Here is a 23,995-nt window from a genome sequence, read left to right as displayed (position 1 = left end):
TTCGCCATATTGAAGGTTGGGTTATCCTACCCCACTTCCGCCATTGGCGGTATGACCCCCGGACGCTGCCGAGACGTAATCTGCCGATCAGATAAAACCTTGGCTACTACCGACCACCACTGCCCCACAGGATCCAACGAATGTTGCGGCTGATCTTTGTACTGCTAACGCTTCCCCTGCTCTCGTTTACCGCGGTAGCCAACGAATCACGACAACCAACGCATAGCTACACACTGGACAACGGTCTCAAGGTGATCATCCGTGAAGATCATCGTGCGCCTGTCGTCGTATCGCAGGTCTGGTACAAGGTCGGCAGCAGCGATGAGCCGCCGGGGCAGACCGGTCTCTCGCACGCGCTGGAGCACATGATGTTCAAGGGCAGCAAAAACCTCGAGCCCGGCCAGGCATCTCGTCTGCTCGGCAGCCTGGGCGCCAGCGAGAACGCCATGACCACGCGTGACTATACCGCCTATTACCAGATCCTCAGCCGTGATCAATTGCCGGTTGCGCTGGAGCTGGAAGCCGAACGCATGCATCAACTGAGCTTGCCGGAAGACGAGTTTCTCAAGGAAATAGAAGTCATCAAGGAGGAGCGTCGGATGCGCGTCGACGACAACCCCAATGGCTTGGCCTACGAGCGCTTCCTGACCCAGGCCTACATGGCCAGCCCTTACGGTCAGCCGGTGATCGGCTGGATGCACGATCTTGACCGCATGCAGATTGAAGACCTGCGGGCCTGGTACCGCGCTCACTATGTGCCAGCCAACGCCACCCTGGTTATTGTTGGCGATGTCTATCCCGAGACCGTCAAACCCTTGGTCGAGCGCTACTTTGGTGCCGTACCAGCGCGTACTCCGGTACCTATTCGCACGCCACTTGAGCTGCCCGCTGGCGGTGAGCGCAGCCTGGTGCAACACCTGGATGTGCAGCTGCCTACGCTGATGCTTGGCTTCAACGTTCCCAGCCTGACTACCAGTGCACAGCCCTGGGAGGTGCATGCATTGCGCCTGCTCGATGCGGTGCTCGACGGCGGTCACAGTGCCCGCCTCGCCAGCAACCTGGAGCGCGGCAGCAACATTGCCACCAGCGTGGGCACCCACTACGACCCCTTCAGCCGAGGTGACAGCCTGTTCATCCTCAGCGGCATTCCCAACCTGTCCCGCAACGTTGATCTGGCTCAGCTTGAGCAAGGCGTGTGGGAGCAAATTGACGCCATCAAGAAAACGCCGCCCAGCGCTGAAGAACTGGCACGCGTTCAGGCGCAACTCGTCGCTGAACTGGTGTACTCGCAGGATGACATCAACACTCAAGCCAACCGTATTGGTGCGCTGGAGAGCGCAGGACTGTCCTGGGAGCTGATAGATCAGGATGTTGACGCACTCAAGGCCATCACCCCCGAGCAAATCAGCGACGTCGCACGCCGCTATCTGGTGCGTGACCGGATGACCCGTACAACAGTGCTGCCACTGGCCAAGGAGGCTCAACAATGAAGTCAATAAAGCCCTTTGCCCTGCTCCGCTGGCTGCTCGCAATCGTCGCGCTTGGCGTCATGTTGGCGGTATTGCTCAAGCAGTCACCCGCACCAGAGGCGCAACCCAAACCCACGCCTGATACCGCAAAACCGGCCAACAACCCCGAACCGGATACGGCCGAAGAAGTCTTTGGCTCGCCGTTACCAGCGCTGCAGTCGCTGGAGCAATTGGACCTCGATACGCCACCGGCACGACGCGGGCTGGACCTGCAGCACTGGACCACTGCACAGGGAACCAAGGTCTATTACATGCGCGCCGAAGAGCTTCCGATGCTCGACGTACAGCTGCTGTTTGCTGCTGGCGCAAGCCGCGACGGCGACCAGCCCGGCCTGGCCATGCTGACCAATGCGCTGCTTAACGAAGGCACCAACAACCTGAGTGCGGACGATATCGCCAGCGGCTTCGAACGACTCGGCGCCGAATTCAGTAACGGTGCGTACCGCGACATGGGCCTGGTCAGACTGCGCAGCCTGACCGACAGCGATAAGCTGGAACCGGCATTAGCGCTGTTCGCTCAGGTATTGGCGCAGCCTGCGTTCCCGGCGAAGGCCGTGACCCGCGTGCGCGAGCAGATGCTGGCCGGCCTGCAGTACCGCATGCAGCGCCCGGGCTCACTGGCCAGCGAAGCCTTTTGGTCAACGCTTTACCCGAATCACCCCTACGGCAACTTGCCGGATGGCGAAGCTGACAGCCTGAAAGTCATAAGCCGCGCCGATCTGCAACGCTTCCACCAAACCTACTACGCCGCCGGTAATGCGGTGATCGCGCTGGTAGGTGACATTGATCGCGACCAGGCAGAGCAGTTGGCGCAGCATTTGGCCGACGCGCTACCGGAAGGCCAGGCAGCGCCGACCACGCCCGATCCCGAGCCCGTGGCTGCAACCCAAAAGCAGATCGACTTCAACAGCGAGCAGACACAGGTCATTGTCGGTCAGCAAGGCATCAAACGCGGCGACCCTGACTACGCCGCGCTTTATCTGGGCAACCAGATCCTCGGTGGTTCAGGCTTTGGCTCGCGCCTGATGGAACAGGTGCGCGAAAAGCGCGGCCTGGCCTACTCCGTCAGTAGTGGCTTTACCCCCATGCAGGCGCCCGGTCCTTTCAGCATCAGCTTACAGACACGTAGCGACCAGACTGAACTGGCGCTGGAAGTGGTCAATAGCACCCTGGATGACTTTATCGCCAAGGGACCAACCCAAGCTGAACTGGTACGCGCCAAGCAGCAGATTCTGGGCGAGTTTCCGTTGAGTACCGCCAGCAACAGCGCGATCGTCAGCCAATTGGCCGCAATCGGCTTCTATAATCTGCCGCTGAACAATATGCAGTTGTTCCTCGATCAGGTTCAGGCGCTAACGGTCGAGCAAATTCAGGCTGCCTTTGCAGCGCATCTGGACCCGGCCCATCGCGTTACCATCACCGTCGGCCCACCACAGCCAGAAGAGGACGCAACCAGCGGCGAAAGTGCGCCTGAAGCAACCGAGACAGCAAGCGAAAACGACGCAACCAAGCCAGCGGAGACCAAACCATGAAGCAGCCTAAAGCCAAGATTGGACAACTGCGCATCATTGGCGGCGAGTGGGGCAGCCGGCGCTTCAGTTTTACCGAGCAACCCGGCCTGCGGCCAACCGCAGACCGGGTCCGCGAAACGCTGTTCAACTGGCTTAGCGGCGATATTCAGGGCGCCCGCTGTTTTGATCCCTTTACCGGTAGCGGCGCACTGACGCTAGAGGCGCTATCACGCGGCGCCGGCTGGGCCCTGGCGGTCGACCTGAGTCGCGACGCAGTCACCTCACTGCGTGAGCATCTAGCCACGCTGCAATGCACCAAGGCAGAGGTCCGACAGGAAAATGTGTTGGCGCTGCTCAGTACGCCGCCCGCTGAAGCCTACAACATCGTTTTTCTCGACCCTCCCTTTCATCAGGATTTACTCGAGCCCGCCTGCACGGCGCTGGAGGCCAACGCCTGGCTGACCGACGACGCGCTTATCTACGTCGAAAGCGAAAACTCGCCCAGCCGCCTGAGCCTGCCGAGCAACTGGCAACTGCATCGCGACAAGCGCGCCGGGCAAGTCTGGTATAGCCTCTGGCGCCGCCAGGCGTGAGCCTGTATCGCCCCGCTCACTGGCTGCCGGGCGGTCATCTGCAGACGCTGTTCGGCCCCCTGCTGCGCAGGCCGCCCAGCCTGGAACGCCAGCGGGTGCGCATGACGCTGAGCGACGGCGACTATCTGGACCTCGACTGGTACGGCAGCGCACAGCCGCCAGCACCTATCGCCATTCTCTTGCATGGCCTCACCGGCAGCTCTGCATCGCTGTATATTCTCGGCCAGCAGCGGGCACTGGCTGCCATCGGCTGGCGCAGCGTGGCGGTCAACTGGCGCGGCTGCTCCGGCGAGCCCAACCACAGCGCGCGCGCCTACCACTCTGGTGCCAGCGACGATCTGGCCGAGGTCATCGGCTACGTTCGCGAGCTCAACCCTGATCAGCCATTGGTCGCTGCGGGTTACTCGCTGGGCGGCAACGTCTTGCTTAAGTATCTGGGCGAATCCGGCGCCGAGTCGCGACTGACAGCGGCGGTCGCCGTCTCGGTTCCCTTCCGGCTGGATCAATGCGCCGATCGCCTGCAGGTTGGCTTCTCGCGCGTCTATCAAAGCCGCTTCATGCGCGACATGCTGGCCTACGTTGCCAACAAAAAACGCCTATTTCAGCATCAGGGCAAAGACGCCGAATACGCACGACTTGATGCGTTGGGCTCGCTTGAGGGCATGGACAGTTTCTGGGATTTTGATGGGCGGGTTACCGCGCCTCTGCATGGCTATGACAGCGCTCAGGACTATTATCGCCAGTGCAGCAGCCGCTACTTCCTCGGTACCATTGCCACCCCGACACTGATCATTCAGGCGCAGAACGATCCTTTTGTTTACCCGCACAGCCTGCCGCAAACCAGCGAACTGTCCGCCAGCACTGAATTCGAATTACATCAGAGTGGCGGTCACGTGGGCTTTATCGAAGGCCTGCCATGGCAGCCGAGCTATTATCTCGAACGCCGGATTCCACAGTGGCTGGCGGCTCAGCTCGCAGTCACGCCTTCCAGCGGCAGATAATACTCAGCCAACAACGCCTCAACCGCCGGCCTTGCCTGCTCGGTCAGTAGGCCCATTTCCTGCGCCAGCACCTGATACACCCCGCGGCGCAACATAGCGGGCGTCAGCTCGGTCTGATCGGCCTCCAGCACCGTAGTGCACAGGAAGCTCACCCAGCTGTTCATCAGCAACCAGGAGTTCAGTGCCAACACTTCCGGGTTGGCACGCCGGGCACAGAGAACGCCTGCATCAATCAGCCCCTGATAGATCGCCTGCCCACTGTGCAGGCAACGCCGGGAGAACTGCCGATAGCGCTCAGCCATGTCAGGATCGGCGGAGACCAAATGCTCTAGATCACGCAGCAGAAAACGGTACTGCCATAGTCCCTGACTGATCGACTCCAGGTAATTTGCCTTGTCCTGCAAATCGAGCGGCCGCCCCTGCGGCACCTGCAGATAACCCTCCACATTCGCCTCATATGCAGCCACCAGCTCGGCGATAATCTGCTGCTTGTTACGGAAGTGGTAATACAGATTGCCCGGCGACATGCCCAGATGCGCAGCGATGTGATTGGTGGTAACAGCGCGCTCACCCTGCTCGTTGAAGAGATGCAGGCTAGCCTGAAGGATGCGGTCGCGGGTTTTCATGCCTGAATACCGTTTGGTAGATGAATTTGACAGTTTAGAGCAAATACTCTAAAAATACCTGACGCGTTACAGCAAGACGCTTTAATGGACCAGCGCAATATAGAAAGCGCACTCATCCAAGCAACCCACAAACAACAAGAGCTGACGATCGAGAGCCAGCCCTTTTGCGGAGGCACCCATGGTAGCCGATATTGCTTACATGCAGGACCAGCAGCACTCCATTGACCGCATGCATGAGCTATTTGCGCAGCAACGCGCAGCTTATCGAGCGGCTCCCATGCCGGATGCCGATAGCCGCATACAGCAACTCAACGCATTAAAATCCGCCCTGCTAAAGCACCAGGACGCGCTGATTAGCGCGATCAACGCCGACTTCGGTCGACGCTCTGCCGACGAAACCAAACTCGCTGAAATTCTGCCAGCAGTAGAAGGTATCAAGTACGCCTGCAAACACATTCGCGGCTGGATGAAGCCCTCCAAGCGCAAGGTTGGTATGGCCTTTCAACCGGGCAAAGCGCAGGTGGTATATCAGCCGCTGGGGGTGATCGGCATCATAGTGCCGTGGAACTACCCTCTCTTTCTCGCCATAGGTCCGTTGGTGACCGCCGTTGCCGCCGGGAATCGCGCGCTGATCAAGATGAGCGAGTCGACCCCGGCTACCGCCGAGTTGCTGGGCAAGGTACTCGCTGAGGTATTCAAGGAGGATCAGGTCGCGGTCGTTACCGGCGAAGCTGAAGTCGGTATGGCCTTCTCGCAGATGGCCTTTGATCATCTGCTGTTTACCGGCGCTACCAGCATCGGCCGGCATGTCATGCGCGCCGCCGCGGCCAACCTTACCCCCGTCACCCTGGAATTGGGCGGTAAATCCCCGGCCATCATTTCCGCCGATGTGCCGCTGACGGATGCCGCCGAGCGTATCGCCTTCGGCAAGGGGATGAATGCTGGTCAGACCTGCGTGGCGCCAGACTATATTCTATGCCCGCGCGCGCGCGTCGAAGGCCTGGTAGAGGCCCTGAGCACCCAACTGGCAAAAATGTATCCCAAGCTACTTAACAATCCGGATTACACCCAGGTCATCAACCCGCGCCAATATCTGCGTCTGCAAGGCTACCTGCAGGATGCCGAAGCCAAAGGCGCGCGCCTCTTGCCTATCAACCCTGCCAACGAGGATTTGAGTGACAGTCGTATCCTGCCACCCACGCTGATCCTCAACGTCAGCGACGACATGACATTGATGCAGGACGAGATTTTTGGTCCCTTGTTGCCGATCGTGCCCTACGACAGCCTGCAAGAAGCACTCGACTATATCGCCGATCGACCGCGCCCACTCGCGCTCTACTACTTCGGCTACGACAAGGCCGAGCAGCAGCGCATGATGGAGCAGACCCACGCTGGCGGTATGTGCATCAACGACACCATCTTTCATGTCGCGCAGGACGACATGCCCTTCGGCGGCATTGGCGCCTCCGGCATGGGCCATTACCACGGCCACGAGGGCTTTCTGACCATGAGCAAAGCCAAGAGCGTTTATATCAAACAGCGCTTCAATGGCTCTCGGCCGATTTATCCGCCCTACGGCGGCAAACTACTGAATATGGTGTACAAACTGTTCCTGCGTTGAGCCGGACGCACGATAGAAACAGCCGGCGTGCTCAATGCGCTCGGCCAGAATAAAAACAAAGAGCAGGACTATATGGACCCTAATCTGAATCCACAGCTAGGCCGACGCAGCCTCTTGAAACTGGGGCTGGGCGCCAGCCTGGCCCTGAGCACCGTCGGCCTGACTGCCAGCCTTACCGGCTGCACCTCCGAGCATGCTGCGCCGCAATTCAAGGTACTACGCGAATCCGACCTGCCACTGCTGGCGGCTTTGTACCCAGCCATCATTGGCCCCCACCCGGCCTTCGCTGAATCGTCTGACGCCATTGCCAAGGCAAGCGCACAGCTGGACTGGACGCTGGAGCGAACTTCTCCCTTTGTCCAGAAAAGCATACTGGACCTGCTCGGCCTACTGAGCATGCCCGTCACACGCGGCCCCCTGACCGGTGTATGGGGTGACATGGCCAAGGCCAGCCCCGACCAGATTGAGGCATTTCTACTGCGCTGGCGCGATAGCCGTTTTGACATGCTGCGTCAGGGGCAAAAGACCCTGACGCAGCTATTGCAGATGTCCTGGTACGCCCTGCCGCAATCATGGGCAACGACCGGCTATCCCGGCCCACCCGTCATCTGATTCAGAACCGATTCCAGGGGAAACACATGCCTGTACCTGATTTATTTCTGCAAGGTGTTGCACGCGGCTGGCAGGTAATCGATGCCGCCACGCTTGAGAACGAAACCACACTTGAAGCTGATGTGATTATCATCGGCACCGGCGCGGGCGGTGGCACCAGCGCTGAGATCCTGGCCCAGAACGGGTTCAAGGTGTTGCTGGTCGAAGAAGGTTCGTTAAAAACCTCCAGCGACTTCAAAAACGATGAGGCCAAAGCCTACGCCGACCTCTATCAGGAAGGCCTGGCCAGAGCCACGGCCGACGGTGGTATCGGCATTCTGCAGGGCCGTACAGTGGGCGGCACCACTACGGTCAACTGGACCAGCAGCTTCCGCACGCCAGAACCAACGCTGGCGCACTGGGCCAAAGAGCACAACGTAAAGGGGCTCGATAGCCAAAGCATGGCGCCCTGGTACGCGCGTATGGAGGAGCGCCTGGGTGTCGCACCCTGGGCCGTGCCAGCCAACGCCAATAACGACATCATCCGTCTGGGCTGCGAAAAGCTCGGTTATCACTGGAAGGTCATTCCGCGCAACGTCCGTGGCTGCTGGAACCTGGGCTATTGTGGGACCGGCTGCCCGACCAACGCCAAGCAATCCATGCTGGTCACGACTATTCCTGCGGCCCTGGAAAAAGGCGCCACCCTGGTGCACAGCGCGCGTGCCGAAAGCCTGGTAGTTACAGGCGACCGCGTGACTGAAGTACTTTGCCGGGGGATGAATAGCACCTTGACCGCCGCCACCGGGCAACGCCTGCGGCTGCGCGGTAAGCACATAGTGCTGGCCGGCGGCGCCATCAACAGCCCCGCGCTGCTGCTGCGCTCGAAAGCACCTGATCCGCACGGCAGACTGGGTAAGCGCACCTTCCTGCATCCGGTCAACATGACCCTCGCGCGTTTCGACCGCGACATCAACGGCTTTTACGGCGCGCCCCAGTCAATCTATTCCGACCACTTCCAGTGGCAGCAGGGCACGACCGGCCCCATGGGGTATAAGCTGGAAGTGCCGCCGATGCAGCCAAGTATTACCTCGGCCCTCATGGGGGGTATGGGGCAGGAGAATCTGCAGCGCATGAACGGGCTGGCGCAGAGCAACCTGCTACTGGCGCTGCTACGCGACGGCTTTCATGAGCAAAGTCAGGGCGGCAGTGTGGCACTGCGCGACAACGGTGACCCCGTGCTGGATTACCCGCTCAACGACTACCTGTGGGACGGCACACGTCGCGCCTACCTGAGCATGGGCGAAATCCAGTTTGCCGCTGGTGCCAAAAGCGTCATGCCGACCCACGCGCATGCCCGCGAGAGCCGCAGCTGGGATGACTTCAAGCAACAGATCGACCAGCTGAGTTACCGGATACATGATGTACGCTTGGCCACGGCCCATATCATGGGTGGTTGCGCTATGGGCGAAGACCCGACACAGGCGGTAGTCGATAGCCGCGGCCGTCACCACCAACTGGACAACCTATCGGTACTCGATGGATCGATCTTCCCCACCAGTATCGGCGCCAACCCGCAGCTATCCATCTATGGCATTGTTGCCAAACTGACTACCGCTCTGGTGGCAGACCTGAGCTGAGTGCCGTTAGCCCCGAGCCACAATCGGGGCTAACTGGACGTCTAAAAATGACAGGCAAGCGCCTCTGTTGCTGGGTTTTCGGCTGTCATTGGGCTACCATCTGCCTCTCACTCGGACAGCCGCAGGACCTCGCCAACATGAACACCGTACTCTACCCTGGCACCTTCGACCCTATCACCAAGGGGCATACCGATCTCGTTGAGCGCGCTTCGCGCCTGTTTGATCGCGTGGTGGTGGCCGTTGCCGCCAGTACCAAGAAGAATCCAGCCTTTACGCTGGAACAGCGGGTAGATATGGCCAAGAACGTGTTGGCGCACCTGCCCAATGTCGAAGTAGTCGGCTTCTCCTCACTGCTCGCGCATTTTGTCAAAGAAGTGAATGCGAACGTGCTGCTGCGCGGCCTGCGCGCGGTATCCGACTTTGAGTATGAGTTCCAGCTGGCCAATATGAACCGGGTGCTGGCTCCCGACGTGGAAAGCCTGTTCCTGACGCCATCGGAACACTATTCCTATATATCTTCCACGCTGGTACGCGAGATTGCGGCACTGGGTGGCGACGTGACCAAGTTCGTGCATCCTGACGTCAATGCAGCCCTGCTCAAACGCTACCATAGCTGAGCCTGTTGCCCTGCGGAGCCACTGAACCATGTCACTGATCATTACCGACGACTGCATCAACTGCGATGTCTGCGAACCGGAGTGTCCCAACGGGGCCATTTCCCAGGGCGAAGAGATCTATGTGATCGACCCCAACCTGTGCACCGAGTGCGTAGGTCATTTTGATGAGCCGCAGTGCCAACAGGTCTGCCCTGTAGACTGCATTCCGCTCGATCCGGAGCACGTCGAAAGCAAGGACGAGCTGATGGATAAATACAAGATTCTCACCGGCGAGGCATAACGATGCGCATGCGGCAGAGCTGGCTACCCCTGATCACCGTCAGCCTAGTGGGCCTGTTGTCTGCCGCACCACTGCATGCCGCCTCAGGGCCAGGTCAGCAGGCCGTCGCCAGCGCGCATCCAGTCGCCACTGCAGCCGGCCACGCCATACTCGACCAGGGCGGCAACGCCTTTGATGCAGCGGTCGCCGTTGCATCAACGCTGGCGGTGGTTGAGCCCTACAGTTCCGGGCTCGGCGGTGGTGGTTTCTTTCTGCTGCGTCAACCCGGTAACAGCGACCAGCCCTACCGTTTTATTGACGCTCGCGAAACCGCGCCGCTCAGCGCCGGCCGCGACCTGTACCGCGACAGCGATGGCGTGGTGCAGCGCGACCCTGCCATCAATGGCCCTATGGCAGCAGGTATTCCCGGCGTTCCCGCCGCGCTGGCACACCTGGCCGAGCACTATGGCAAGCTGCCTCTGAGCCAGTCGCTGGCGCCGGCCATTGCTGCCGCCGAAAATGGTTTTGCCATCAGCGAACATTACCGCACGCTGGCGGGCTACCGCCTTGAGGTCATGAATCGCTACCCGGACACGGCGCGAATTTTCCTGCGCGGCGGCCAGCTTCCTGAGGCAGGGACCCTTGTTCAGCAGCCCGAGCTGGCCAACACGCTGCGCGCCATGGCTAGCCATGGCCGCGATGGCTTCTATAAAGGCGATGTGGCAACGCAACTGATCAACGGCGTAAAAGCCGCCGGTGGTATCTGGCAAGCCGCCGACCTGAACGGTTACAAGGTGATCGAGCGCAGCCCTATCCGCTTTAGTACCAGCGGCTATGAGGTAATTAGCGCACCACTGCCATCCGCCGGCGGCATCGCCCTGGCGGGCATACTGCAAGGCCTGGCTAGCTTGCCCAAGGTCGAGCTCGGCTCGGTCACTCAGACTCACCAGTTGGTCGAGCTGATGCGCCGCACCTATCGCGACCGCGCCGCGCTGCTCGGCGACAATGACTTTGTCGAGGTGCCGGTCAAGCAACTGATATCGGCTGACTACGCCAACAAACTGGCCACCAGCATCGACCCGCAGCACGCCACCCGCAGCAGTGAACTCGGCCCGCTGATTGACTTTGTCGAGGGTAACCACACGACCCACTTCTCCCTGATTGATGCCCAAGGTAACGCTGTCGCAGCTACCCTCAGCGTCAATTTGCCATTCGGCTCTGCGTTCACCGTGCCCGGCACCGGCGTGCTGCTCAATAACGAAATGGACGACTTTGCGGCTGACCCCGCTGGCGTCAACGCCTACGGCCTGGCCGGTAGCGAAGCCAACGCCATCGCGCCCGGCAAACGCCCGCTCTCCAGCATGACCCCGACTATGCTGGAAAATGATCAGCAACTGGCGATCCTTGGCACGCCCGGCGGCAGCCGTATCATTACCATGGTGCTACTTGGCTCGCTGGAAGCCATGCAGGGCGAACCGGTTGAGCGCTGGGTCAGTCGCCCACGCTTCCACCACCAATACCTGCCGGACCACATTCAGGTTGAAGCTGCCGCCTTTAGCGAAGAGCAAGAACGCGCACTCCAGGCCATGGGCCATCGTATTGAACCCGTCGGCCGCGACTACGGCAATATGCAGGCGGTGTCCTGGAATAAAGATAGCAATCAGCTTAGCGCCGCCAGCGACCCCCGCGGTATAGGCGCGGCTAGCGTGCAAGAACAAGCCGTCCTGACACCGAGCGAGTAACCCGACAATAGCCTGCCTAATCCACTATTCAGGGGTGTCCGCATAAAAACCTTTATCAAAGAATTCTGGCTCTTCGGCCTGAAACAGGCCTACGCCTGCCTGTTTGGCGGCTTCCTACTGCTGGTGATGGTCGTCACCCGCTACTGGTACCCGATTGAGGGACTGCACCGCTACGACTTCATCTTTCTCGCCGCCATTGCCTTTCAGTTATTCATGCTCGCGGCTCGGCTGGAAACACTGCGCGAATCCATGGTCATCGTGGTTTTTCACCTTACTGCGACCGCTATGGAGCTGTTCAAAACCTCCGACGCCATCGGCTCCTGGCAGTATCCCGAAGAGTATCTGTTTGGCATCGGCAATGTGCCCTTGTTTACCGGCTTTATGTACAGCGCTGTGGGTAGTTATATCGCACGCGTCTGGCGCCTTTTTGACTTTCAATACACCCACTATCCCGCACGCTGGCAAACCGTGGTACTGGTCAGCCTGATCTACCTGAACTTTTTTACCCATCACTTTATCTGGGATCTGCGCTGGGTATTACTGGCCGTCACGGTCTTCCTGTTCTGGCGGACGCAGGTCCATTTCATGATCATCAAGACCCACCGTTGGATGCCACTGCTGCTGGGGTGGTTTCTGGTCGCCCTGTTCATCTGGTTTGCCGAAAACATCGCCACCTACGCCAACGTCTGGGTGTACCCCAATCAGAAAGCGCAATGGCACATGGTTTCGCTGGCCAAGTTGAGCTCCTGGTATTTGCTGATGCTGCTAAGCTTTGTGCTCGTCTCGCTGATAAATAACCCCATCATCCGCCACGCCGAGCGCCAAGGGGCAATAATAGGTAAGCGGCGAAATCAGTAAATCTATCAGGTAGGCCGTCAATCGTAATAACAACAGCGTTATAGCGGCTGCATCCGGCTTCGAAGCACAGGGCGCTGACTTTTTAAAGTCATTTCATCGTAAAAGCCGAGAGATTCTTTTATTAATCCTGTATATTGGCCGCCTGTTTTTCCACCCGGCTATCTGAGAGTGCCATGACCGACCTATCCCTTTACCGAAATATTGGTATCTTCGCCCACGTTGATGCCGGCAAAACCACCACTACAGAACGTATCCTGAAACTCACCGGCAAAATTCACAAGCTGGGTGAGGTTCACGAGGGCGAATCCACCACCGACTTCATGGATCAGGAAGCCGAGCGCGGCATTACCATTCAGTCCGCAGCCGTCAGCTGTTTCTGGAAAGGCTATCGTTTCAACGTCATCGACACCCCCGGCCACGTTGACTTCACCGTGGAAGTGTATCGTTCACTGAAAGTACTGGACGGCGGTATCGGCGTATTCTGTGGTTCGGGCGGCGTTGAGCCTCAGTCCGAGACCAACTGGCGTTACGCGAACGACTCCAAGGTTTCCCGTCTGATTTTCGTCAACAAGCTTGACCGTATCGGTGCCAACTTCCTGCGCGTAGCCGCTCAGGTCGAGAAAGTACTGGGCGCCAAGCCGCTGATCATGACTCTGCCCATCGGCGCTGAAGACACCTTCAAAGGTGTTGTCGACCTGCTGACCCGCAAAGCTTATGTGTGGGACGAAACCGGACAGCCTGAAAACTACACAGTCGAAGACGTACCGGCTGACATGGTCGATGACGTAGAAATTTACCGCGAGCAGATGATTGAAACTGCCGTGGAAATGGACGACGACATCATGATGGCCTACATGGAAGGCGAAGAGCCATCCATCGAAGACATTCAGCGCTGCATTCGCAAGGGTACGCTGGAACTGGCGTTCTTCCCAACTTACTGCGGTTCTGCGTTCAAGAACAAGGGCATGCAGCTGCTACTGGACGCAGTTGTCGACTACCTGCCAACACCGACTGAAGTTAATCCTCAGCCGCTGACTGACGAAGAAGGCAACCCGACTGGCAAACACGCCATCGTGAGCGAAGACGAGCCTTTCCGCGCCCTGGCGTTCAAGATCATGGACGACCGTTTCGGCGCCCTGACTTTCTGCCGTATCTACTCCGGTAAGTTGAACAAGGGTGACACCATCCTCAACTCCTTCACCGGCAAGACCGAGCGCGTAGGCCGCATGGTTGAGATGCAGGCCGACGAGCGTAACGAGCTGAGCTTCGCTACCGCTGGCGACATTATCGCTATCGTTGGTATGAAGAACGTGCAGACTGGTCACACCCTGTGTGATCCGAAGCACCCTTGCACACTGGAAGCCATGGTGTTCCCAGAGCCCGTTATCTCCATCTCCGTTGAGCCGAAAGACAAGGGTTCTACCGAGAAAATGGGTGTGGCGATCGGCAAGATGGTTGCAGAAGACCCAACCTTCCGCGTTGAAACCGATATCGATTCCGGCGAAACCATCCTTAAGGGCATGGGCGAACTGCACCTGGACATCAAGGTCGACATTCTGAAGCGCACCTACGGTGTTGAGTTGATAGTAGGTCAGCCACAGGTTGCCTACCGCGAGACCATCACCAAGCAGATCGAAGACAGCTACACCCACAAGAAGCAGTCGGGTGGTTCCGGTCAGTACGGTAAGATCGACTATGTCATCAAGCCCGGCGAGCCGAACTCAGGCTTTACCTTCCGCTCCAAGGTTGTGGGCGGTAACGTTCCGAAGGAATACTTCCCAGCGATCGAGAAGGGTTTCGCATCCCTTATGGGCACTGGCCCGCTGGCAGGCTTCCCGGTTCTGGACGTTGACTTCGAACTGACTGACGGTGGCTTCCACGCTGTTGACTCCTCGGCCATCGCGTTCGAGATCGCAGCCAAGGGCGCTTTCCGCCAGTCCATGCCGAAAGCCGGTCCTCAGTTGCTTGAGCCCGTCATGAAAGTAGACGTGTTCACGCCTGAAGATCACGTCGGTGACGTGATTGGTGACTTGAACCGTCGTCGCGGCATGATTGCGGGTCAGGAAGCCGGTGTTACCGGTGTACGCATCAAGGCCGATGTTCCGCTGGCAGAAATGTTCGGCTACATCAGCACCCTGCGTACCATGACCTCCGGTCGCGGTCAGTTCTCCATGGAGTTCTCGCACTACTCGCCTTGCCCGGCGAACGTTGCAGAAACCGTGATCGCGAAAGAGAAGGAAAAGCGCGCAGCGAAATAAGCTTAGGCTTAACTGCTGCCGTCGAGACAGGCTCCGGCCTGTCTCAGCAAAAACGCCCGATGCTCAGCATCGGGCGTTTTTTTATGCGCGGATATATGTAAAGCGGGGCAGCGCTGATGCCGGTAATGCGACCGACCGCAGGATCAGGCCCCGGCAACCAAGGCAGCTCTGATATAAATCATGTCGTGCGCGGCACGCAGGTGCTGACTTATGTCTAGCAGGTAGTTCAAGTCATTGAGTAGCGAGGTGGCTTGCCACCCATCCAACTCCTGATTGCGCAGCTGCTCGTGTAATTGCTGCTCAAAGTGACTACGAAACAACGCGTCCTGCGCTAGCAAATCGGCAGACTGCCGCTGCCCAGCCGCATTTCGCGCCTCATCTTCACGACTGGCAAGATCATTGAGTATTGCGCGACCCTGCTCACGTAACTGGCGATAACCGTCGCGCACAGCCGGTCGCTTGCTATCTATATGCTTGCGCAGATTAACTTGCAGGTGCTTGGCCGCCTTCACCGCCTCAACAAGATCCTGAGCTGACAGGGTGTCATCCATCAGCTCCTGTTGTTGCTCAGGCAACAGATCGCAGGTAAGGCGGCTACGGAAGGCTATGATGTCCGCATAAACCCCTTTGATATGCTGATGATAGAGCGCATCAGCATCCTCCCGCTCGGCCAGGGGCGGAACCGGCAGCCTACCCTGCAGATCCTGGTTGGCTGCCATGTTACGAGTGAACGTAGAAGGCAGATAAAGCGCCGCAGCGATCACCTGCCGACTCAGGTTGGCCATGTGCGCCAACTCCTGCTCCAGCACCTTGAGCGCCGTATCAGCGTGCACCAGGGCAGCATCATTGAGGTACATCGCCTCCGATCTCGGCTGCAGAGCCAGGTCAACGGCCTGCTCACTGGCCATGGGCAGCCAACGCTGTAGCAGGCGAACCATCAACGGCACCAGCGGCACCATCAGCAGCAGTCCCAGCAGGTTGAAGAGCGTGTGAAATAGAGCCAACTTGAGCGTATAGGATTGCGCAGCGATACCCAGCCAACCGCTCAGAGAACCAACCAACTCCATCAGCAGAGGCAAAATAGACAAGGCAACCACAGAGGTGGTCAGGTTAAACAGAATATGTGCGGCGGCCAGTTGCCTACCGGCATTATTGGCATTTATCGCGGCAATCAGTGCCGTCACTGTGGTGCCTAGATTCGCCCCAACCGCCATGGCAAGTGCATTCTCGTAACCCAGCTGACCGCTAGCGAGCGCACTCAAGGTAATCATCAGGGTAGCGTGACTCGACTGCATCAGCACGGTTGCCACTGTCCCCAGCAACGCAAACAGCAAGACACTTTGCCAACCGCTTGCAGCATAAGCGGAGAGATCCAACACGCCATCCATACCAGAGAAGCCCAGCTTCATCTGATCGATACCGAGAAACAGCAAGCCAACGCCCAGTAAAACCTGGCCACCGCCGCGCCAACTGGCCGCTTTATTGCGCTCGAATATCACACCCAACAAAAGTAAAGGCATAGCAAGCTGGGACAAATCGACTTTGAGGCCGACCAACGCGATCAACCAGGCACCGGTCGTGGTGCCCAGGTTTGCACCAAAAACAATGCCAATACCCGCCGTCAGCGTAATCAGCCCGGCGCTGAGGAAGGCGATACTGAGCAGGGTAATAAGCGAACTGGATTGCACCAGGGCAGTCGTAACGCCACCAAAAAGAAGGCTTTTCCAGAGCTTGTTGGTGCAACGGGTAAGCCAACGTTCAAGAGCGCCGCCGGTGAACGCACGAAAACCGTCTTCCAGATAACGCATGCCCAAAATAAACAGAGCAATGCCGGCAAAAAGCAGAGATAGCGCAGTATTACCGAAAAACAGCAGCACAAACCCCACCAGCGCGGCGACTAGCCACGCTGGCTGGAGAAAGAGAAGTCGTTGCTGCCATGCGCGTCTTGCCTTCATGTTTCTAGCACGCCGGATCAGATCGGCGGCAGGCGCAACACGCTGCGCACGAGCGGGCAGCTTTTACAGCAGACCCCGGCGCAAATAGCGGCCTCAGAGGTTCTCGTCTTGCTGCTTGCGGCCGTAGCCGCTGCGCGTGCAGCCGAGGCAACGAACAAAGGTCTCGGCACCGGGACGGACTACCAGCTCACGGCCTGCTTCGGCGACATTACCGCCAGCAGCAGAGAACGGCAGGCTAACCACGAAAGCAGCCGCACCAACGGCAGTAACAGCCAATAACAGCGGACGAGCAATGACCAGGTCGCCTATCATGGCAAAGTAACCGGGCTCCTCTTGCTGGTAGGAATTGTAGTTTTCAGCAGCCATAACGCTGACACTCATCAGCAGGCCGGCAGCTAAAGCAGTAGTTTGACGTAACAGGCGCATATTGAATCCCTGGTTGTGGCCCGAAAGGCGTTGGTCTTGTTACACGACCCCTTTTCCTATGGGCCGCTGGTATCACACTCCATTGTAGGCACATTCCGCAGGTTTCGGAACGTAGCTGACTGAAATTAGGCCAAGACCTCTATTCTTACTGGCTTTTCGCGACTCATAACCCGTCCTTAACCCTGACATTGACGGCAAAAAACCGAGCTGCGCTGGCCCAACTTGACCTCACTCAGCGTCGTCCCACAGACCTTGCACATCTGGCCTGGCCGGCCATACACAAATAGCTCCTGCTTGAAATAACCCGGTTGACCGTCACCACCGACAAAATCACGTAGCGTAGTACCGCCGCGCTCAATCGCATGGGCGAGGATGCGTTTGATCTCGTCTGCCAGCTTGAGATAGCGCGCCCGGCTGATACGCCCGGCTTCACGGCGCGGATCAATTCCAGCAGCAAATAGCGCCTCACTAGCGTAAATGTTACCCACCCCGACAACCACCGCGTTATCCATGATGAAAGGCTTTACCGCGCTACTCTTGCCACGCGAGCGCTGGTACAGACGCTCACCATCAAAGTCGACCGATAGCGGCTCGGGCCCGAGCTTTGCCAGCAGTGCATGGGGCTCGCCCTTGCGCGCCCACAGCATCGCCCCGAATCGACGCGGATCCGTATAGCGTAGCGCCATACCGGAATCCAGTTCGATATCCACATGCTCGTGCTTGGCCGCTGGCGTGCCAGCCTCGACCAAACGCAGGTTACCCGACATGCCCAAGTGGCTAATCAGCGTACCGCCGCCAATCTGCATCAGCAGGTATTTGGCCCGACGGTCGATTTGCTCAAAACGCTGTCCTTCAATCTGAATCGCCAGGTCTTCGGGAATGGGCCAACGCAGGCGGCGCTCACGCACGATCAGGCGCGTCACGGTTTTGCCTTCAAGGTGCGGTGCGATACCGCGGCGTGTCGTTTCTACTTCAGGTAGTTCGGGCATTCAGGATTGCTGCCAATAGGTAAAGAAGATCAACAACAATAACAGTGGCATGACGCTGAGGACAAAGCGTCCGTTCCAGCCAAAGGCCACGCGAAACGGTGTCTCGCCGCTGTAACGCGACAAAATCAGTGTAGACGGACCGAAGGGCGAGAAGATCATCGCCAGCGAGAAGCCGCACATCAAGCCGACAGCAGGCGTCATGATGGGCACCCCCAGCAATGACAACTGCGCCAGAAGCCCGGCAATCAACGACAACGAGACAATGGGCGCCAGCCCCAATACGGCCAGAGTTATAGTGCTGAAGAGGCTGCCGACCGCCAGCAGAATATTGTATTTGGGATCTTGCGCCAGCCAAGCGGCGATCTCTTCCAGCGGGGCTACCGCGCCAAGCACGCCACCGAGCAACGCGGCGCAGCCGAAGATGAACATCTCGTTATGCATGCTGGCCATGTTGTCAGTGACCTCCTGCAACACAGCACGCGGTGAGCGCTCACGCCACAGCAGATAGCCAATCACCCCAAAAGGCACCAGTACCATGGCCGACTGCGAAGCGGTCAGGCTGGACAATGAGGCCAGCACGCCGATTGCGCCCAGCCCGACCAGACTGCCCAGCAACAACTCTAGCATGCCGTCAGCCTTGCTCGAATCGCCTATATTGTCACGCAGCTCCAACAGCCCGGTGGTTTCCCGTCGCCAACCGACCACGATCATCATCAGCGCAGCAACGGCGCCGTAAGGCACCATGGTACTCCAGGATTGCTCGGGCATTTCCCGCGAAATAATCGCAATGGTGACGCTGGTAGGCGCCAGCAAGGGCACCAGCGCGAAGCCGCGCAAGGTCGTTACCATCACACTGCGCAGCCCGCTTCGCCGCTGCTCATCGGTCAGCGAATAACGCTTCAGATGCTCGGTTAGGGTGCCACACAGCAGATTCATCATGCCGAAGTTGAGAATCGAGCCGATGCTGCCCGCGGTCAGCACGTAACGCGGATACAGGACGACCTTGGAGCCGGACAATAACGCCTTGTGCAGCTCGCGCAACTGCGGCAGACGCTGCGCCAGCAACTGCATCAGACCCAGCGCCCCCAGAAAGCTGGTGTAGTAAGCCACCGAGCTCGCCAATTTGGGCCATAACGCAGCTTCCGGCTGAGCAAGAAAGATTGATGCCAGCAGAATGGCCAGGGTAGCGACACCTAGCCAACGCGGATAAGGATTCAGCCGGTTGAAATGCAGCAGAAAATACAGCGCAAAGGACCCAGCGGCGCACCAGCTGAACCAGTGCTGCTGAGTCAGCAGCCCTAAGAGCTCAAGCGCCACCCCAAGGGGCAGCAGCACTGTGGCCTTCACGGCAGGTCCTTGCGATAAGCACCTTTCTTGAATACGCCGTCGCCGAAGCCGAGCAACTTATCGTCCTGATCCAGCAGGTCGCAGCTGGCCATAAAGACCTTGTGGCCACCACTGCGGCAGGTCGCGACGGCGCGCACCCGGCTGCCAGCCTGGGCAGTGGCGGAAAAATTGGTGTTGAGTGACAGCGTAATTGCTACCCGGCGCTCGTCTGGCGATTCTGCCCAAGTCCCGCACAAACCCATGGCAATATCCAACAGGCTCGCCGTGACGCCGCCGTGCAGATTGCTGGCATTGTTCATATGTTTCTGAGTCAGTGTCAGCGCGACCACCGCTCGCCCCTGGCTGTACTCCTCCAGCTCAGCGCCCAACTCCTGAAAGAAACCGGTGACCGTACGGGCAATGGCTTGACGTTCATCTTGATTCACGGGTGCAACACCTTTTATTCACTACACTCGATGGGATTATGACAGTCTGGACGCAACAGCTATGGGTCGCGTGCTTGACTGTCTCGACAGCCAACAATTATTGCACAGGGTGACAAGGCCAGACTGTCGCCGAACTTGCACTCGCACGGTACAGGATTTAATCTCCCAGCACATTAAACGAAATACTGTTTCGCCATGCGAAACAAACTGACTTAACGAATACCAGAGGAACCACGCATGTTCAATCGGATTGGCGTTATCGGCGCCGGCGCCATGGGCCGGGGTATTGCCCAACTATTCGCCAGCAGCGGTCAGCAGGTTCAACTGTTCGATACCCGCGCCGAAGCCATTGACGACGCGCTGCAGTTCAACCGCAACCTGCTACAGCGTGCCCAGGCCAAAGGCAAAATGACCGAGGCGGAGCTGGAGGCAACAATTGCCCGCATGCAGCCCGCGCAAAAGCTGGAAGACCTGAAAGACTGCGACCTGGTGATCGAAGCTATCGTCGAGTTGCTGGAGGTAAAACAGAAGTTGTTCGCCGATCTGGAAGCCATCGTCCGCGAAGATTGCGTACTGGCTACCAATACCTCTTCGCTCTCGGTCACCCGTATTGCCAGCAGCGCCAAGCATCCGGGCCGCGTCGCAGGCTTCCACTTCTTCAATCCCGTGCCTCTGATGAAGATTGTTGAGGTGGTGCGCGGTGAGCGCACCGACGAGCGCGTCATCGAAGGCCTGGTCGAGCTGGCCAACACCGCCGGTCACTTCCCCGCCATTACCCCTGACACCCCCGGCTTCCTGGTGAATCATGCGGGCCGCGCTTTTGGTACCGAGGCGCTGCGCATACTTAGCGAAGGCGTGGCGACCCCCTCACAGATCGACCGCATCCTGCGCGACGGCCCGGGCTTCCGTATGGGCCCGTTCGAGCTGTTTGACCTGACCGGGCTCGACGTCTCTCACGCGGTAATGGAATCGGTGTACGAGCAGTTCTATCATGACCCGCGCTACACCCCATCCTTCATCGCCGCACAGCGCGTGGCCGCTGGCCTGCTGGGCCGCAAGACCGGCCAGGGCTTCTACCGTTACGAAGACGGCCAGAAAATTGAACCTGCCGAAGCGCAGCCCGAGACCGTGCTGATCAACCGCCCGTTTTGGCTAGAGACCGATGACGACGCGCTACGCAATCAGGTCAGCGACGTGTTGACCAGCGCCGGCGCTATACTGGAAACCGGGACAAAACCTTCGGACGATGCCATTTGCCTGATCACCCCTCTGGGAGACGACTGCAGCACCGCCCTGACCCAACTGGGACTGCCAGCCGAACGCACACTGGCACTCGACAGCTTCGTTCAATGGGACAAACGCCGCACACTGATGCGCCAACCCGCCGCCAACGCAGAGGTAGTAGCCCAGGCTCGCCAGGCGCTCAGCGCAGATGGCGTGCCCGTCGAAGTGATCAACGATTCAGCCGGCTTTGTGGTTCAGCGCCTGATTGCCAGCGTCGTCAATCTAGGCTGCGAAATCGTGCAGAAAGGCATTGCTACTCCGCAAACGCTGGACCGCGCCATTCAACTGGCTCTGGGCTATCCCAAAGGCCCGCTGGCGTTCGGTGAGCATTATGGCGAAGCCAACATACTTGCCGTACTCAATAATCTGCAGGCCGTTTACGGCGAGCCGCGCTACCGTCCCAGCCCTTGGCTGCGCCGCCGCGTCCAGCTTGATCTGCCTTTGACCACACCCGATTTTCAGGAGTAAGACATGACTGCCTATATCTATGATGGCCTGCGTTCACCTTTCGGTCGCCACGCCGGAGCTCTGGCCAGTGTTCGCCCCGACGATCTGCTCGCCAGCGTCATGAGCGCGCTGATCAAGCGTAATCCCTTCGAAGGCAAGGATTACGAAGACGTGATCATGGGCTGCACCAACCAGGCCGGTGAAGACGCGCGCAATATTGCCCGCCATGCTGGCTTGATGAGCGGCCTGCCGCAGGAAGTGGCCGGCGCTACCGTCAACCGTCTGTGCGGTTCAGGCCTGGCAGCAGTGCTCGATGCTTCACGCGCGGTCAAGGCAGGTGAAGGTCAGCTGTTTGTCGCCGGCGGTGCCGAAAGCATGAGCCGTGCGCCTTTCGTTATTGCTAAAAGCGAGAGCGCCTACTCGCGCGACTTCCGCGCCTTCGACAGTACCATTGGCGCGCGCTTCCCCAACCCGCGCGTGGAAGACGCCTTTGGCGATGACACCATGCCGCAGACCGCTGACAACGTAGCCGCCGAAGTCGGTATCAGCCGCGAAGAGGCGGATACCTACGCTGCGCGCAGCCAGGCCTTGTACGAAGCGGCTCGCGCCGACGGTTTCTTCACCGATGAGATTCTGCCGATCGAAGTATCCCAGGGCCGCAAGAAGCCTGCGAAGGTAGTCGACCAGGATGAACACCCCCGCCCCAGCAGCGATATGGCTGCCCTCAGCGGCCTGCGCCCACTGTTCAAGGATGGCGTAGTCACCGCTGGTAACGCTTCGGGCGTCAATGATGGCGCGGCAGCGCTACTGATTGGCGATGCCGCTATCGGCGAGAAGTACGGCATCAAGCCCCGCGCCAAGGTGCTGGCTGGCGCGGTGTCCGGCGTTGCGCCACGCGTCATGGGTCTGGGACCAGTTGAAGCCTGCAAAAAGGCGCTGAGCCGAGCAGGCCTGACCCTGGACGATATGGATGTGATCGAAATCAACGAGGCGTTTGCCTCACAGGTGTTGGGCTGCGCCAAGCAGCTGGGCATCGCATTCGATGATCCGCGCTTGAACCCCAATGGTGGCGCTATTGCCGTAGGTCACCCGCTGGGAGCGTCCGGCGCACGCCTGACACTGACCGCCTTGCGCCAGCTGGAGCGCACCGGCAAGCGCTATGCACTGGTCAGCCTGTGCATCGGCCTGGGCCAGGGCGTAGCGGCGGTTATCGAGCGCGTCTAAGGCAGGCCGACTTGGCGGGGGCAGGCGCAACAGTTCAGCCGGCTCCCGCCTTCTGCTAAGGTAGCGCCAGCGAGTAAGCCAACCTTAGCGAACAGAGATAATTGAATGCAGGCCAATAACGTATTTGAATGGCTGGGCCAGGTTTTCGGTACCGTCATCCGCTTTATTATCGACAGCCTGGTCTGGCTGTTTACCCTGTTGAGCAATGCCAGCTCAGACTTCGTTAACGGCTTTGCCCGCGCGCTCGGTGTCGACAGCAGCCTGCTCAGTATCGCCGCCGTAATACTGGGGCTGTGCCTGATCTACGTCGGTGTGCGCGCCTTCCTACGCAGAAGAATCCTCGTTGGCATCATCTGGATTTTGCTTGGCCTGTGGCTACTCAGCGCACTCATGCATTGAGCAGCAGCGCCTTGCCTAGCGCTTTACCCGGCGTCATATTGAAAACTCTTTCGTGCCAAACTCAAGGAGAGCATCATGGGATTTGCCTTTTCCAACGACCTGAAACTTGAAAGTCCGGCCTTCGCCCAAGAGGGCGTCATCCCCAGCAAACATACTGGCGAAGGCGTCGACGCTTCTCCTGCACTAAGCTGGAGTAACGCGCCTGAGGGCACCAAAAGCTACGCGATCATCTGCCACGATCCTGATGCCCCCTTGATCTCCGCCAACGGCACCTATGGCTTCGTGCACTGGGTGTTGTACAACATTCCCGGTAACGTGAGCGAGTTGAGCGAAGACTGCAGCGATTTTACCCAGGGTAAAAATAACTTCGGCAAGGCAGGTTACAACGGCCCCATGCCGCCGGAAGGCCACGGCCAGCACAAATATTACTTCTGGGTAATAGCCCTGGATGCTGAGCTGAATCTGCCAGAAGGGCTGAACCTGTGGCAGTTGCTTGAAAAGATCGAGCCCAACGCAACGGCAATGAACCGCCTGATCGGCTGCTACCAACGCGGCTGATTAACAGGACAGGGCGGCCTGAGTTATACACGCGCCGCCCTGTTAGCCCCCCTATACAGCAACGTCTGCGCGTATTACTAACCTCGCCTGAGGATGGG

The 23,995-nt window shown here is 58.9% G+C and carries 22 protein-coding genes; 16 read left to right on the top strand and 6 right to left on the bottom strand.

Annotated features, from left to right (window positions below; translation table 11 throughout):
* Positions 1–140: 140 nt before the first annotated feature.
* Genes EF096_RS03260 through EF096_RS03245 form a run of 4 tightly spaced genes read left to right on the top strand, consistent with a single transcriptional unit; the run spans position 141 to position 4,634 of the window.
* Positions 141–1,490 (top strand): M16 family metallopeptidase, encoded by a 1,350-nt coding sequence (locus EF096_RS03260; RefSeq protein ID WP_123888183.1) that lies wholly within the window; start codon positions 141–143, stop codon positions 1,488–1,490.
* The gene (locus EF096_RS03255) at positions 1,487–3,061 is read left to right on the top strand and encodes a M16 family metallopeptidase (RefSeq protein WP_123888182.1); all 1,575 of its coding nucleotides are present in this window, start codon (positions 1,487–1,489) and stop codon (positions 3,059–3,061) included. The genes EF096_RS03260 and EF096_RS03255 overlap by 4 nt, the downstream gene beginning before the upstream one ends.
* The gene (rsmD, locus tag EF096_RS03250) at positions 3,058–3,633 is read left to right on the top strand and encodes a 16S rRNA (guanine(966)-N(2))-methyltransferase RsmD (RefSeq protein WP_123888181.1); all 576 of its coding nucleotides are present in this window, start codon (positions 3,058–3,060) and stop codon (positions 3,631–3,633) included. The genes EF096_RS03255 and rsmD overlap by 4 nt, the downstream gene beginning before the upstream one ends.
* Positions 3,630–4,634, top strand: coding sequence for a hydrolase (locus EF096_RS03245; RefSeq protein ID WP_123888180.1), 1,005 nt, complete (start codon positions 3,630–3,632; stop codon positions 4,632–4,634). Before rsmD ends, EF096_RS03245 begins: the two co-directional genes overlap by 4 nt.
* Here EF096_RS03245 and EF096_RS03240 read toward each other — a convergent pair.
* Entirely contained in the window at positions 4,601–5,260 is a 660-nt protein-coding gene (locus EF096_RS03240) for a TetR/AcrR family transcriptional regulator (protein ID WP_123888179.1), read from the bottom strand. The genes EF096_RS03245 and EF096_RS03240 overlap by 34 nt on opposite strands.
* Positions 5,261–5,438: 178 nt before the next feature.
* Here EF096_RS03240 and EF096_RS03235 point away from each other — a divergent pair, with 178 nt between their 5' ends.
* From EF096_RS03235 to fusA, 8 genes are all read left to right on the top strand, one after another.
* Positions 5,439–6,881 carry a coniferyl aldehyde dehydrogenase gene (locus EF096_RS03235; protein WP_123888178.1) on the top strand — a complete coding sequence of 481 codons (1,443 nt, stop codon included), beginning with the start codon at positions 5,439–5,441 and terminating at the stop codon, positions 6,879–6,881.
* A gap of 72 nt (positions 6,882–6,953) precedes the next feature.
* On the top strand, positions 6,954–7,493 hold the full coding sequence (locus tag EF096_RS03230; protein ID WP_123888177.1) for a twin-arginine translocation pathway signal protein: 540 nt from the start codon (positions 6,954–6,956) through the stop codon (positions 7,491–7,493).
* Between the two features lie 26 nt (positions 7,494–7,519).
* Entirely contained in the window at positions 7,520–9,109 is a 1,590-nt protein-coding gene (locus EF096_RS03225) for a GMC family oxidoreductase (RefSeq protein WP_123888176.1), read from the top strand.
* A gap of 137 nt (positions 9,110–9,246) precedes the next feature.
* Positions 9,247–9,726: a pantetheine-phosphate adenylyltransferase gene (coaD, locus tag EF096_RS03220; protein ID WP_123888175.1), complete on the top strand. Its 480-nt coding sequence runs from the start codon at positions 9,247–9,249 to the stop codon at positions 9,724–9,726.
* A gap of 28 nt (positions 9,727–9,754) precedes the next feature.
* Entirely contained in the window at positions 9,755–10,006 is a 252-nt protein-coding gene (locus EF096_RS03215; RefSeq protein WP_123888174.1) for a YfhL family 4Fe-4S dicluster ferredoxin, read from the top strand.
* Between the two features lie 2 nt (positions 10,007–10,008).
* A complete protein-coding gene (ggt, locus tag EF096_RS03210; RefSeq protein WP_123888173.1) occupies positions 10,009–11,727 on the top strand; it encodes a gamma-glutamyltransferase in 1,719 nt (572 codons plus the stop codon).
* 12 nt (positions 11,728–11,739) lie between these two features.
* Positions 11,740–12,585: a DUF817 domain-containing protein gene (locus EF096_RS03205; protein WP_218565695.1), complete on the top strand. Its 846-nt coding sequence runs from the start codon at positions 11,740–11,742 to the stop codon at positions 12,583–12,585.
* 173 nt (positions 12,586–12,758) lie between these two features.
* Positions 12,759–14,843 (top strand): elongation factor G, encoded by a 2,085-nt coding sequence (gene fusA, locus EF096_RS03200; protein WP_123888171.1) that lies wholly within the window; start codon positions 12,759–12,761, stop codon positions 14,841–14,843.
* A gap of 143 nt (positions 14,844–14,986) precedes the next feature.
* Here fusA and EF096_RS03195 read toward each other — a convergent pair whose 3' ends face one another.
* From EF096_RS03195 to EF096_RS03175, 5 genes are all read right to left on the bottom strand, one after another.
* Positions 14,987–16,798: a Na/Pi cotransporter family protein gene (locus EF096_RS03195; protein ID WP_123888170.1), complete on the bottom strand. Its 1,812-nt coding sequence runs from the start codon at positions 16,796–16,798 to the stop codon at positions 14,987–14,989.
* 93 nt (positions 16,799–16,891) lie between these two features.
* Positions 16,892–17,224, bottom strand: coding sequence for a multidrug transporter (locus EF096_RS03190; RefSeq protein ID WP_123888169.1), 333 nt, complete (start codon positions 17,222–17,224; stop codon positions 16,892–16,894).
* A gap of 176 nt (positions 17,225–17,400) precedes the next feature.
* Positions 17,401–18,213 (bottom strand): bifunctional DNA-formamidopyrimidine glycosylase/DNA-(apurinic or apyrimidinic site) lyase, encoded by an 813-nt coding sequence (mutM, locus tag EF096_RS03185; protein WP_123888168.1) that lies wholly within the window; start codon positions 18,211–18,213, stop codon positions 17,401–17,403.
* Positions 18,214–19,560, bottom strand: a complete 1,347-nt coding sequence (locus EF096_RS03180) for a hypothetical protein (protein ID WP_123888167.1) — start codon at positions 19,558–19,560, stop codon at positions 18,214–18,216.
* Complete coding sequence (locus tag EF096_RS03175; protein ID WP_123888166.1) at positions 19,557–19,985, bottom strand: PaaI family thioesterase; 429 nt, start codon at positions 19,983–19,985, stop codon at positions 19,557–19,559. The genes EF096_RS03180 and EF096_RS03175 overlap by 4 nt, the downstream gene beginning before the upstream one ends.
* A 237-nt stretch (positions 19,986–20,222) precedes the next feature.
* Between EF096_RS03175 and EF096_RS03170 the strand changes: the two genes are divergently transcribed.
* From EF096_RS03170 to EF096_RS03155, 4 genes are all read left to right on the top strand, one after another.
* Positions 20,223–21,737: a 3-hydroxyacyl-CoA dehydrogenase gene (locus EF096_RS03170; RefSeq protein ID WP_123888165.1), complete on the top strand. Its 1,515-nt coding sequence runs from the start codon at positions 20,223–20,225 to the stop codon at positions 21,735–21,737.
* A gap of 3 nt (positions 21,738–21,740) precedes the next feature.
* A complete protein-coding gene (locus EF096_RS03165; protein WP_123888164.1) occupies positions 21,741–22,940 on the top strand; it encodes a 3-oxoadipyl-CoA thiolase in 1,200 nt (399 codons plus the stop codon).
* Positions 22,941–23,045: 105 nt separating this feature from the next.
* On the top strand, positions 23,046–23,339 hold the full coding sequence (locus EF096_RS03160; protein WP_123888163.1) for a hypothetical protein: 294 nt from the start codon (positions 23,046–23,048) through the stop codon (positions 23,337–23,339).
* Positions 23,340–23,414: 75 nt separating this feature from the next.
* Positions 23,415–23,897, top strand: coding sequence for a YbhB/YbcL family Raf kinase inhibitor-like protein (locus EF096_RS03155; protein WP_123888162.1), 483 nt, complete (start codon positions 23,415–23,417; stop codon positions 23,895–23,897).
* Positions 23,898–23,995 lie beyond the last annotated feature (98 nt).

Origin of the sequence: Pseudomonas neustonica (assembly GCF_003797945.1) — a bacterium.
In the GTDB taxonomy this organism is placed as follows: Bacteria; Pseudomonadota; Gammaproteobacteria; order Pseudomonadales; family Pseudomonadaceae; genus Halopseudomonas; species Halopseudomonas neustonica.
Note: the sequence above shows the minus strand (reverse complement) of the source record. Positions and strands in the feature narration are given on the sequence as shown.